The organism is Stenotrophomonas sp. WZN-1, assembly GCF_002192255.1.
Lineage (GTDB): Bacteria > Pseudomonadota > Gammaproteobacteria > Xanthomonadales > Xanthomonadaceae > Stenotrophomonas.
The window spans coordinates 863,691-876,945 of the sequence record NZ_CP021768.1 but is presented as its reverse complement, the minus strand read 5'-3'; the positions used below and the strand labels follow the sequence as shown (position 1 = coordinate 876,945).

General features: G+C 68.5%; 6 protein-coding genes. 5 read left to right on the top strand and 1 reads right to left on the bottom strand.

Features of this window, described 5'->3' with window-relative positions; all coding sequences use genetic code 11:
- The first annotated feature begins 61 nt into the window (after positions 1–61).
- The 5 genes from CCR98_RS03985 (at position 62) to CCR98_RS03965 (ending at position 11,553) form a co-directional block, all read left to right on the top strand.
- On the top strand, positions 62–2,833 hold the full coding sequence (locus CCR98_RS03985) for a response regulator (protein WP_087921627.1): 2,772 nt from the start codon (positions 62–64) through the stop codon (positions 2,831–2,833).
- On the top strand, positions 2,830–4,050 hold the full coding sequence (locus tag CCR98_RS03980; RefSeq protein WP_087921626.1) for an EAL domain-containing response regulator: 1,221 nt from the start codon (positions 2,830–2,832) through the stop codon (positions 4,048–4,050). Before CCR98_RS03985 ends, CCR98_RS03980 begins: the two co-directional genes overlap by 4 nt.
- A 124-nt stretch (positions 4,051–4,174) precedes the next feature.
- A complete protein-coding gene (locus CCR98_RS03975) occupies positions 4,175–7,402 on the top strand; it encodes a hybrid sensor histidine kinase/response regulator (RefSeq protein WP_087921625.1) in 3,228 nt (1,075 codons plus the stop codon).
- Entirely contained in the window at positions 7,399–8,040 is a 642-nt protein-coding gene (locus CCR98_RS03970; protein WP_014036089.1) for a response regulator, read from the top strand. Before CCR98_RS03975 ends, CCR98_RS03970 begins: the two co-directional genes overlap by 4 nt.
- Before the next feature lie 264 nt (positions 8,041–8,304).
- The gene (locus tag CCR98_RS03965; protein WP_087921624.1) at positions 8,305–11,553 is read left to right on the top strand and encodes an autotransporter outer membrane beta-barrel domain-containing protein; all 3,249 of its coding nucleotides are present in this window, start codon (positions 8,305–8,307) and stop codon (positions 11,551–11,553) included.
- Between the two features lie 472 nt (positions 11,554–12,025).
- Here the strand turns inward: CCR98_RS03965 and ychF are convergent, their stop codons facing one another.
- Positions 12,026–13,117 (bottom strand): redox-regulated ATPase YchF, encoded by a 1,092-nt coding sequence (gene ychF / locus CCR98_RS03960; protein ID WP_087921623.1) that lies wholly within the window; start codon positions 13,115–13,117, stop codon positions 12,026–12,028.
- Between the last annotated feature and the right edge of the window lie 138 nt (positions 13,118–13,255).

Genomic DNA, 13,255 nt, shown 5'->3' with positions numbered 1-13,255 from the left:
GCGGTGGGTTTTTAGGAAACGGCTGATTCCGCGCCATCCGCGCCGCTCCCTAGCATGTTGCATGTTCCGCTTCTCCCGCCCTTCGCTGCAGCAGGCCGTGCCACCGACCACCGCGTCGGTGCTGCTGCGCTGCCTGACTGTATGCGTCTTCATCTGCCTGGCCGCCGCGGCCGGCTTCTACCTGCTCACGGCATTCACCGAGGACATCTCGACCCATCGCCGCGAAATGAATGCAGCGGCCTACAGGGCACAGATCTATTTCGACCAGCGCGAAGCCCTGCTGCGCTACCTGGGCGATTCGGTGGTGACGGGCAACCCGGATGCACCTGCGACGGACAGCGAAGGCATGCGCCAGGTGTCGCTGGAGGGTGCTGGCGGCCAACCGGGCCAGCGGCTGCTGTTGTCAGCGCGCGCCGAGCACACGCTGCAGGCGCTGCAGACGCACCTGCTGCTGGTCGACGCACGGGGCGCGCATTGGCTGGCCGGTGGTGAGGTTGATGTCGACCTGGCGCGCCTGCCATCGCTGCGCGTGCTGCAGGCGCGCAACGGCGGCGTGGAAGGGGCCGACCCAGTGTACTGGCTGCGCCCGGGTGACAGTGGCGTTGCATTGGCCCAGCCGGTACAGGCGGGACCCCATCCGGCGCAGTGGCTGGTGCTGCTGCTCGATGGCGCGGCGGCGGCGAGCATGATCGACGGCCAGGGCATCGGCGGCTATGCGCTGCTCGACCGTGGCGGGCAGCCCGCCTTGTCGAGCCAGGCGCCGCGACTGGATGGTGCGGGCTGGAAGACCCTGCGGGAGCGCCAGGACGACAGCTTCGGCACGCTGTGGAGCGGCGGGCTTCCGCGCGGCGTAGCGCTGGTGAAGGGGGTTGGCAATGATGGCTGGCGGCTGGTCTACCACCTGCCGCCACGGCTGCTGCTGGGCGACCTGGCGGTGCCCCTGCTGATCTGCGTGCTGTTGCTGCTGCTGGCCGGCTTCGCGCTGCGCCTGCTGCGGCATCGCGTGGACCTCCAGCTGATCCAGCCGGCCCTGCAGCAACACCGCCGACTGCTGGAGAACCTGGATTTCAGTTCCACGGTGATCGACATGGCGCCGGTCGGCATCTGCGTCCTGCGCCGCAGCGACCGCGCGCTGCTGCTCTCCAATCAACTGCTGCGCGACTGGCTTGGCGAAGAAGGCGAACACAGCGACTGGCAGGCGCCATGGCGCGGACATGCCGGCGAGCGCGGACGCGGGCTGGAATTCACCACCCGCGATGGTCGTCAGCTGCAGGTGCTGCACGCGGCCTGCCGCTACCAGGGCGATGACGTGCTGCTGTGCGTGTTCCATGACATTTCCCGGCACCGCCAGGCACAGGCCGCGCTGTCGTCGGCACGCCAGGCCGCGGATGCGGCCAACCAGGCCAAGAGCGCGTTCCTGGCCACCATGAGCCATGAAATCCGCACTCCGCTCTACGGCGTGCTGGGCACCCTGGAGCTGCTCGGGCACACCTCGCTGGACGCCCGGCAGTCGCAGTACCTGCGCACGATCGAGAGTTCCTCGTCGGTCCTCCTGCAGTTGATCAGCGATGTGCTGGATGTTTCCAAGATCGAGTCCGGGCAGCTCAGCCTGGAGCCGGCGGCGTTCTCGCCGCGCGAGCTGACCGAGAGCGTGCTGCGCAGCTTCGCCGCGTCGGCCACCTGCAAGGGCCTGCAGATCCTGGTCTGTACCGATCCGCGCCTGCCGACGCGCGTGCTCGGTGATGCCGACCGCATCCGCCAGGTGCTGGGCAACCTGCTCAGCAACGCGATCAAGTTCACCGAGCATGGCCGGGTGGTACTGCGCGTGCGCCAGGTGCAGCGCGAAGGCGAATCGAGCGTGCTGGCCTGGCAGGTCACCGACACCGGCGTGGGCATCGCTGCGGAGGAACAGGCGCGATTGTTCGAACCGTTCCGCCAGGTCCGTGGCGCGGCCAGTGCGCAGGGCACCGGGCTGGGCCTGTCCATCAGCGACCGCCTGGTACGCCTGATGAGCGGCGAGCTGCAGGTGGTGAGCGAACCCGGCCTGGGCAGCAGCTTCAGCGTGCGCCTGCCCTTGCCGGTGCTGGCCGCCGCCGAGGATGGCCCGACCCTGCAGCCGGAGCCGCCGATCCTGGTGCGCGGCCGTGATCGCGAACTGGTCGACAGTGCCTGCGGCTGGCTGCGCCGCTGGGGCGCCAACGCGCAGCCCCTGCAGGGCGACCCTGCACTGCTGGACCATGACGGCGCGATCCTGATGGACGGCGAGGCCGGGATGCCGCTGGCCTGGGCAGGCCCCCGCGTGGTGGCATCGATCGACGGCGGTGACCAGCCCACCGTTGCGGCCGATGGCAGCCTGGTGGTGACCCTGCACGGGATGACCGCGATCGGCAATGCATTGGCCAACGTGCAGCAGCAACGTGCGGCGCTGCCGGAAACATCGCGCGCGGCAACGCCGATGCCGCTGGGCCTGCACGTGCTGGCCGTCGAAGACAACCCGATCAACCGGGTGATCCTGGCCGAGCAGCTGCGCACCCTCGGCTGCGACGTGGAGCTGGCACAGGACGGCGTGGAAGCCCTGCAGCGATGCCGCGAGCAGCCTTTCGACCTGGTGGTGACCGACATCAACATGCCGCGCATGGACGGCCACGCGCTGGCCCGCCAGCTGCGCGATGACGGCAACCCGGTGCCGGTGATCGGCGCCACCGCCAATGCCACCGCCGAGGAGCGCGAGCGCTGCCTGGCCAGTGGCATGCAGGGCTACCTGAGCAAACCCATCGACATCGCCCGCCTGCGCAAGGCGCTCAACGCCCTGCGCCAAGGAGACCCCGCATGACCCAGCGTGTCCTGATCCTGGAAGACCAGCCCTTCCAGCGCGGCTTCCTGGCCAACCTGTTCGGCAGCCGCGCAGGCGTGCAGGTCGATGCCTGCGAGGACGTGGATGCGGCCATCGCACTGTGTGCGTGCCAGCCCTACGACCTGGTGGTCAGTGACCTGCTGATGCCCGGGCAGGACGGCATCCAGTTCATCCAGGCGCTGGCGGCACAGCCGCGCCCGCCCCGCCTTGCGGTGGTCAGCGCCGCGCCGCGCCGGATGATGACCTCGGCGCGGCTGATGGCCGAATCGCTGGGGCTGGATGTGATCGGCCTGCTGCCCAAGCCGGTGGCCGCCGCCGATGTGGACGCCCTGTTCGAGGCCCTGGCGCAGGCCCGTCCGGCCGCCGGCGAGGCCCCCACGCGCGCGGCGGCTGCGCCCGAACCGGATGCATCGCAGCTGCGCCAGGCCATGGCCGATGGCAGCCTGACAGCCTGGTTCCAACCGAAGAAGTCACTGCAGTCAGGACGGGTCGTGGCGGCCGAGGCACTGGTGCGCTGGCGCCACCCGCAGCTGGGCACGCTGGCCGCTGGCAGCTTCCTGCCGGCGATCTGCCGCTACGGGCTGGAGGGCGATCTGCTGCGGATGATGCTCAAGGCCAGCATCAGCGCACAGGCACGCTGGCGCAAACAAGGCTTCCGGGTGCCGGTATCGATCAACCTGCCCCCTCACCTGCTGGAGCAGTCGGACCTGCCCGACGAGCTGCTGGCGCTGACCCTGGCCCACGGCGGTACGCCCGGTGAATTGTGCTTCGAACTGATGGAAAACAGCACCACGCGGCACGTCAGCGATTTCTATGCCGGCGCCTGCCGCCTGCGCATGAAGGGCTTCGGCCTGGCCCAGGATGATTTCGGGCAGGGCCTGAGCTCGGTCCACAACCTGGTAAACACCCCCTTCACCGAGGTCAAGATCGACCGCGCCCTGGTCAGCGGATGCGCGCGCGACCCGGCCCTGCACCTGACCCTGTCGACGGTGATCGCGCTGGCCAACCAGCTGGGCCTGACCATCGTGGCAGAGGGCGTGGAAAGCGATGCCGACCTGGCCGCCCTGCGCCAGCTGGGGTGCAGCCAGGTGCAGGGTTTCCTGATCTCGCAGGCGCTGCCGTCGGACGAGTTCACCCGCCTGCTGGACGAGGAAGCGCCCCAGGTGGACGAGTCGCCGCGAGCCGCCCTGCGCTGACACGGATTCCACGCCAGCTTCACGAAATCATCAAGTGGCATTGACGATCCTGTCTGTGCAGTGGCGGCGGACTTTGCGCTGCCGCCACCGGTGCCGCTGACCGCCCCCTGCTCCGAGACCTGCCATGCCGGCCGAGGCCGCTCCTGTACGCCGACTCGCTCGCCGCTCGCTGCGCGTCCACGCCCTGCTGATCGGCGTGGTGGTGCTGGCGACCCTGCAGGCCGGACTGCTGCTGTCGGCCGGCTCGCAGCTGGTGAACGAAGAGCGCAGCAAGATCGAATACCACTTCCGCCGCCTGGACGGCACGCTGCGCGAGCAGGAGCGCTTCCTGCGCCAGTGGCGGCTGCATGACGTCGGCACGCGGGGGCAGCCGGTGGCCGATGCCAGCGTGGAGCTGCAGCGCGGGCCGTTGTTCGCCAACTTCGCGGTGATCGGGAGCGACGGGGCCAGCCTTTCGCCACCGACCGAACTGGGCGACCGCTTCCTGCGCTTCTACGGCACGTTCTGGTCGGCCTCGCGCTATCCACCGCCACAATGCCTGCTGGTGGATGGCCAAGGCACGCGCGGGCTGCTGGCACCGGTACAGATCGCCGGTAGCGATGCGAGCCAGAACAGCCCGCATCACCTGCGCCCGGCGATCGCCGGCATCCATCAGGTCATGGGTACGCGGCCGACGCTGCAGCGCGGTGGCATTGTCTGGGTGGGCGTGCCGTGGCGCGACCGGCAGACCTGGCTGCTGGCCATCGCCCACGCCCCGCAGGATGCGCGCCTGTGGGGTGAGGACGGCAATGACTCGCAGGCGGCGTTGGCCTGCCTGCTCGATCCCGGCCGTGTCGATGACTACCGGCAGGTGCTGGGTGTCCCGGTGTTCCAGCGGCTGTCGCTGTTCGATGCCAATGGCCAGCGCCTGCTGGGCGATGCGGCCGATGCCAGCGACGCCGGCACCTCCTGGCAGGCCGGCCTCGATGGCCTGCAGTTCCGCATGCGCAGCGAGCGCGGCTGGCTGGCGGTCTACCACGTCGGCTGGCGGCAGGTGTTCCAGCACCCTAAGGGGCCCTTGCTGGGCGCGACCGTGGTCGCCCTGCTGCTGGCACTGGGTGGCACGCTGGTGCTGCGCGCGTACCGGCGTTCGGTCATCGAGCCGCTGCGCAGCAACCACGCGCGCCTGCTGGAAAGCGAGGCCTTCAGTCGCACGATCCTGGACAACGCGCCGATCGGGCTGTGCCTGCTGCGCCGTACCGATGGCAATGTGCTGCTGGACAACGCCCTCGCCCGCCGCTGGCTGGGCGAGGACCACCATGCCGGTGGCTGGCATGGCCCGTGGCGGCGCAGCGTACTGGCTGCCGGCGGCACCACGCTGGGCGATGGCCTGGCCTACGCCACGCCCGAAGGCCGCCACCTGCTGGTAACCGCGACACCGGCGCGCTATCGCGGCGAGCCGGCGGTGCTGTGCCTGTTCATTGATCTGAGCAGCCAGCATGAAGCCGAACAGGTGCTGCAGCAGGCGCGCCGCGCCGCCGACCAGGCCAACCGCGCGAAGAGCCAGTTCCTGGCCACCATGAGCCATGAGATCCGCACGCCGCTGTACGGCGTGCTCGGCACGCTTGAACTGCTGGGGCTGACGCCACTGGATGCGCGTCAGCAGGACTACCTTGCAACGATCCAGCGTTCATCCTCGACCCTGATGCAGCTGATCAGCGACATCCTGGATGTCAGCAAGGCCGAGGCCGGGCAACTGGGCCTGGAGCCCAGCCCGTTCGATCCGGTGCGGCTGACCGAAGACGCGCTCGACTCGTATGCTGCCGCGGCCGCCAACAAGGGGCTGCAGTTCTACGCCTGCATCGATGCCGACGTGCCGCCCATGGTGTGTGGAGATGCCGCACGGATCCGCCAGGTGCTCAACAACCTGATCAGCAACGCACTGAAGTTCACCGACAGCGGGCGCGTGGTGGTCCGCGTTTCGGCACGCTGGCAGGAGCAACGCTGCTGGCTGCAATGGCAGGTGGCCGATACCGGTATCGGCATTGCCAGCGAACACCAGGCGCATCTGTTCGAGCCATTCTTCCAGGCCAACCCGGGCACCGATGCGATGCGGGGCACCGGCCTGGGCCTGGCCATCTGCGCGCACCTTGTGGCGTTGATGGAGGGGCAGCTGCGCGTGGTCAGCGAGAGCGGCCTGGGCAGCAGTTTCAGTGTTGAACTGCCGCTGCCATCGGCACCACCGGATCCACAGCAGTCACCCGCGCCACAGCTGCCCGCCGGCCTGCAGATACAGGTGCGGGGCGGCGTGCGCGAACTGGTGCAATCGCTATGCGAGCGCCTGCAGCAGCGCGGTGCACAGGCCAGCGTGTACCGGGAAGACAGCGCAGCAGGCCTGCCATCGTCCGCCGTGCTGCTCGAGCTGGTCCTGGACGACCCGCTGCCCGCTTGGGCGGATGGACCGCGCGTGGTCGCCTGCCGCGAAGGCGGCGTGCGGCCGCAGCAGATCAACGGCTTCTGGCAGGTTGGCCTGCATCGGTTCGACGCGATCGTGGTTGCCCTGGCCGCAGCCAGTGGCCAGCCGCTGGCCGCCAGCGCAGAAGGGCGCCTGCCAGCGACGCGTCATTTCGGCCTGCAGGTGCTGGTCGCCGAGGACAACCCGATCAACCAGGCGATCCTGCGCGACCAGCTGGAACAGCTCGGCTGCCGCGCCGTGGTCGCCAGCGATGGCAATGAAGCGCTGGGCTACTGGCAGCAGGGCGCGTTTGCGCTGGTGCTGACCGACCTGAACATGCCCGGGCTGGATGGCTACGGCCTGGCCCGCGCATTGCGGGCACGTGGTGTCAGCGTGCCGATCCACGGCGCGACCGCCAATGCCGACCCGGCCGAACGCCAACGCTGCCAGGAATCCGGCATGCAGGGCGTGCTGGTCAAGCCGATCACGCTGGAAGCCCTGCAGCGCCTGCTGACCCGGATCACCGACAGCGAAGCGCCGGCCCCTGCGATGCAGCAGCGCCCTGCGTCCACCGCGTCGCACGACAAGGATCCCCCGCTGCAGGTTCCGGCGAAGATGCAGTCGCTGTTCGTACAGACCATGCAGGCCGACCTGAACAGCCTGCGCCAGGCGATCGCCGCCGCCGATCCGGCCTGCGTGGTGCAGGTTCTGCACCGCATCCGCGGCGCGCTGGTGATCGTCGGTGCACCTGCGCTGGTGGACAGCGGCCTGCAGATCGAACAGTGCCTTGCCGGCGGCGATGACCTGGCTACCCAGGCGGCCGCTCTTGCCGGCTTCCAGCAACGCCTCGAACAGCTGCTGCATCCGCTGCGCGACGCTGCGCCTCCTTCCCCTCCTGACGACCCGACCCTGCCATGACCACACGGATCCTCATCGCCGACGACCACCCGATCGTGCTTGCCGGCATCCGCGACGTACTGGCCGGGGAACTGGACCTGGACATCGTGGGCGAAGCGGCCGATCCGGCTACGCTGATCGAGCTGATGACCCGGACTCGGCCACAGGCGGTCATCACCGACTACAGCATGCCGGGGGGCGATCGCTTCGGGGACGGCATCAAGCTGATCTCGTTCCTGCGCCGCAGCTTCCCGGAGACGCGCCTGCTGGTGCTGACGATGGTGTCCAATCCATCGTTGGTTGCGGCGATGTATGCCGCCGGCGCGGGCGGCGTGGTGCTCAAAAGCCATGGTTTGGGCAGCCTGGTACAGGCCCTGCGCGTGGTGCTGGCCGACCGCGTCTACCGCCCCCCGGGACTGCTGCCGGTAGCCGCGAGCGAACCGGCCGATGCCGATGCGGTCCGTGCGCGCCTGTCGCCGCGCGAGCTGGAGGTGATCCGCCTGTTCACCAGCGGCATGAGCGTGGGCGACATCGCACGCCAGCTGCAGCGCAGCGCCAAGACGGTCAGCACGCAGAAGATCAGCGCGATGCGCAAACTCGGCGTGGACAGCGACCAGGCGCTGATCGAGTACTGCCTGCAGGCCTCGCTGTTCGGCTGAGGCCCATTCCCGGCTGAACTCCGCCGGCCCCCGCAACGGGGCCGGCAATGGCTTTAGGAAACGCCTGATTCCATCGGACAAGGACGATTTCTAGGCTGGACGCATCCCGCCATGGTGCATGCGCAAGCAGTTGCCGCACCGCCCCCGGGGACGGAAGTCCGATGGTGCCTGCAGGCGCCATCGCGTGGGGCTTCCGCAGCGACGCGGCCCTGCCGCGTCAGTCCGCGCAGCCTCGCTGCGTCCTGCCACAGGAAGTCCATCAGCATGAACGCCTCCCCCACACGGCACCGCCGTGCATACGGGCGCGCGCGCGCCACGCGTGTTCCCCTCATTCCCAGCCTGCTGGCCACTGCCCTGTGGGCAGCGCTGCCGGCGCACGCCGCAGACCTCACCGGCCCACTGCAGGTCAGTGACGGTGACAGCCTGCAGCTGGGTGCCGACGATGTCCTCAACCACAGCGCGGGCAGCTTCGCACTTACGGTCACCGGTACCGGCAGCAATGCGCTGATCGAGGGTAGCCGCATCAACGTGACCGCCAATGGCAGCGGCGTGTCAGCCGCCAATGGTGGCCAGGTGCAGCTGCGCGGTGCAACGCTGTCGATCGCACCGGCGACCGGCACGGGCTTCTATGCGCTGTATGCCAATGGTGCCGGCAGCGTGATCGACGCACGCGATGTCGACATCGATACCACCCGCAACGGCAGCGGCTATGCCAGCGTGCAGGCATCCGCTGGTGGCGTGATCCGCTACACCGGCGGCCGCATTGCGATGACCGGCGGCGTCGGCAGCCTGGCCGGCGCCTCCGGCAAGGGCAGTGAGGTGCATCTGGATGCCCTGCAGATGAGCGCCGACAGTGGCGCACGCCTGCGCGCCGAAAGCGCCGGCCTGCTGACGATCCGCAACAGCCGGATCACCCTGGCTCCCGGCGGCATCCTCGCCGGCGTCGCCGTCGATGGCGTGGGCAGCCGCGCCGAGTTGTACGACACCTATCTGGACGGCGGCTGGTTCGATATCGACAGCGGCGGCAGCGTGCTGCTGGAGAACGTGGAAGCGCACTCGGTGGGCGGCAGCATGCGCCTGCTCGGCAGCAGCATCAGCAAGACCTATTCCAGCGCGGTGATCAACGGCGGCAGCTTCTACACCGTTGGCGGCTATGGCGTGAACATCAACAACTGGGGCCAGCTGACCGCCCGCGATGCGGCGTTCGATGTGCGCGATGGCTACTCCGGATTCTGGCTGGCCAGTGATGAGTCGCGCCTGCAGCTGACCAACAGCACCGTTGATACCTGGACCGACACCTATGGCTACGGCGTGGAGATCGCCGGCGGCGTCGCCAGCGTGCAGGGTGGCCGGATCACCACGCACGGCGATGCGACCTACGGCGTGCGCGTGACCGGCTCCACCGGCAGCACCGCCAGCCGCATCGAAGCCAACGGCGGCGTGATCGACGTGCGCGGCAACGGCGGCGGTGGCGTGTTCATCGGCGGCTCCACCGCCACCGCGCTGCTCGACAACGTTGCGATCCGCAGCGACGGCGAGAATGTATTTGGCATCGTGCACATGAACACCGCGCGGCTGACCCAGGCCGATCGCCTGGACATCCGCATGACCGGCAGCAACAGCGGTGGCTACCGCTCCTACCTGACCGCGTTCGGCCCGTACTGGAACCGTGCCACTTTCAATGACAGCCACATCGAGACCACCAGCGGCGCCGCGTTCTGGCTGCAGGGCAGCAACCATGCGTTGACCGTCAATGGCAGCGATGTGACTGCGGGCGACGGCAACGGCCGTCTGCTGCGGGTCAGCGACACGGTATTCACCGATGGCAGCAGCGTGGCGACCAGCCGCATCGACTTCAGCGCCGACGCCAGCACGCTGCGCGGTGATGTGGTGGTCGACAGCGCGACGGCCGACGTGCACATGCTGCTGGGCAACGGCACCACGTTCAGCGGTGCCCTGCGCAACGACTCCGGCTACCAGGTCGCACAGCTGGCGCTGGATGGCAGCAGCCAGTGGAACGTACGTGCCAGTTCCAGCGTCGGCACGCTCGAACACGCCGGCACCATCGCCTTCGATGCGCCGGCGGCGGACGGCTTCAAGACGGTCACCGTCAGCGGCGACTACGTGGGCAATGGTGGCCAGTGGATCTTCAACCGCGCGCTGGGCGACGACACTTCGTTGGGCGACCAGCTGGTGATCAACGGCAACAGCAGCGGCACCGCCAGCGTGAGCGTGCGCAATGCCGGCGGCGCCGGTGCGCTGACCCAGGAGGGCATCCGCCTGATCACCGTGGACGGCCAGTCGGATGCACAGTTCAGCCTGCAGGGGCGCGCGGTCGCCGGTGCCTACGACTACTTCCTGTTCAAGGGCGGCGTGTCGACCCCGGATGATGGCAACTGGTACCTGCGCTCGGAATACGTGCCGCCGGTCGATCCGCCGCAGCCGCCGGATCCCCCGATCGACCCGCCGCAGCCGCCTGAGCCGCCGGTCGACCCGCCGTCGCCGCCGCAACCGCCGATCGATCCGCCGTTGCCGCCGGAGCCGCCGATCGATCCGCCGCGCCCGCAGGTGGAACGCCCGGAACCGGCGGCCTACCAGGCCAACCGCAGCGCCGCGCTGGGCATGTTCCGGCACAGCCTGCACGACCGCGCCGGTGATCCCGCCGCCCAGGCCGGCGCCGGCAGTGACGCCGTGGCCTGGATGCACCTTCGCAGCGCGCAGCCCGACAGCCATGACCGCAACCGCCAAGTACAGGTCGATGGCCAGATCAGCGGCGTGCTGGTCGGCGCCGGACGCCGCTTCGAGGTGGGTGGCGCCGGCGAACTACAGGCCGGTGCGATGCTCGGCCATGGCCGCGCGCGCAATGACAGCCGCTCGCAGGTGACCGGCTACACCGCGCGTGGCGTGGTCACCGGCACCAGCGTGGGTGCCTATGCCACCTGGCTGCAGGATGCGCGGATGGAACGCGGTGCCTATGTCGATGGTTGGCTGCAGTACGGCCGCTTCCGCAACAGCGTGCAGGGCGAAGGCCTGCAGAAGGAGCGCTATGACGCACGCAACTGGAGTGCGTCGGCCGAGGCCGGCTATGTGCTGCCACTGCGGCGCACCGCGCAGCGCGGCATCTACCTGGAACCGCAGCTGCAGGTGGTGCACAGCCGTTATGACAGCGACCGCGTGGTCGAGGCCAACGGCACGGTGGTCGAAGACCGCGGTGGCGGCGAGACCAGCACCCGCCTCGGCCTGCGCCTGTACAGCCGTGGGTTGAGCGCAGCGCAGGGCCAGGTGCACCCGTACGTGGCGGTGAACTGGTGGTCCGGCGGCAATGGCGCGGGCCTGGCGATGGACGGCGAGCGGCTGCAGCGGCAGCTGCCGCGCGACATCTACGAAGCCAAGGCCGGCGTGCAGGTGGATCTGTCCGGCGGCTGGCGCGGCTGGGGTGAACTGAGCCGGCAGAGCGGCGGCATGGGCTTCCGCGATGTCGGCGCCCAGCTGGGCGTGTCGTACAACTGGTGATGCGGGATGTGCCCGGCAAGGGAGTGCCGGGCACTTTTTCCACATGCGGCGTGGAAAGCGATGGGGGTTTGGTGTGGACAAGTGCCTGCGAACCGCACGTAGCAGGCGTTTCGGGATGTGGCTGTTTTTTGTCCATGCTCCTTCGCAGTTTTCCACACCCCTCGTGGAGAGTGGTTGGGATTTGATGTGGACAAGTGGGTGGGAGTGTTGCCACGCAGGCGTTTCGAAGCGTGGTGAAAAATTGTCCACGCCGCACGGGAAAGCCGTGTAAGGCCGAGCATGGGCTCGGTTCTACAGAGGCGGGCGCGGTTTTCCACATCTGCCGTGGAAAGCGATGGGAGTTTGCTGTGGACAAGTACCGGCGAACATCACACCGCAAGCGTTTCCCAGCGTGGTGTTTTTTTGTCCATCACCGGAAACGCGAACGCCCCGCACAGGGCGGGGCGTCCGAAGTCGATCCGATGCCGAAGGATCAGACGTTGAAGCGGAAGTGCAGGATGTCGCCTTCCTGCACGCGGTATTCCTTGCCTTCCAGGCGCAGGCGGCCGGCTTCCTTGGCACCGGCTTCGCCCTTGTACTTGATGAAGTCGTCATACGCGATGGTTTCAGCGCGGATGAAGCCCTTCTCGAAGTCGGTGTGGATGACCGCCGCGGCCTGCGGGGCGGTGGCGCCCTTGCGGACGGTCCACGCACGGACTTCCTTCACGCCGGCGGTGAAGTAGGTCTGCAGGCCGAGCAGGCTGTAGGCCGCGTTGATCACGCGGTTCAGGCCCGGCTCGCTCAGACCCAGGTCGGCCAGGAAGGTATCGCGGTCTTCGTCGTCGAGCTGGGACAGCTCTTCTTCGATCGCGGCCGACACCGGCACCACCTGTGCGCCTTCGGCGGCAGCGTGCGCACGCACGGCTTCCAGGTGCGGGTTGTTCTCGAAACCGTCTTCCAGCACGTTGGCGATGTACATCACCGGCTTCAGGGTCAGCAGGAACAGGTCGCGCACCAGCGCCTTCTCTTCCTCGTCCAGGCCCACCGAACGGCCGGACTTGCCGTCGGCCAGCGCGGCCTGCAGCTTGGCCAGCACCGGCTTGCGCGCCGCGGCGTCCTTGTCACCACCCTTGGCCGCACGCTCGGCGCGGTTCAGCGCCTTCTCGACGCTGTCCAGGTCGGCCAGCGCCAGCTCGGTATCGATGGTTTCGATGTCCGAGATCGGGTCGACCTTGTTGTTGACGTGGATGACGTCGGCGTTCTCGAAGCAGCGCACCACGTGGGTGATCGCATCGACTTCGCGGATGTGCGCCAGGAACTTGTTGCCCAGGCCTTCACCGCTGGCGGCACCAGCGACCAGGCCGGCGATGTCGACGAATTCGACCGCGGTCGGGATGACCTTCTGCGGGTTGATGATCGCTGCCAGCTCGTTCAGGCGCGGATCCGGCACCGGCACGATGCCGACGTTCGGCTCGATGGTGCAGAACGGGAAATTCGCCGCGGCGATACCCGCCTTGGTCAGCGCATTGAACAGGGTCGACTTGCCGACGTTGGGCAGGCCGACGATGCCGCATTTGATACCCATGGGTGACAGCTCTCTGGGGTGAAAGTGATTGGGGAAACAGCGACATGGGCGCTGCTTTTCCAATCATTCTCCGTACCGACCAACGGTCGGTACCTACCGGTCTGGTTGCTTCCGTACCGACCAACGGTCGGTACCTAC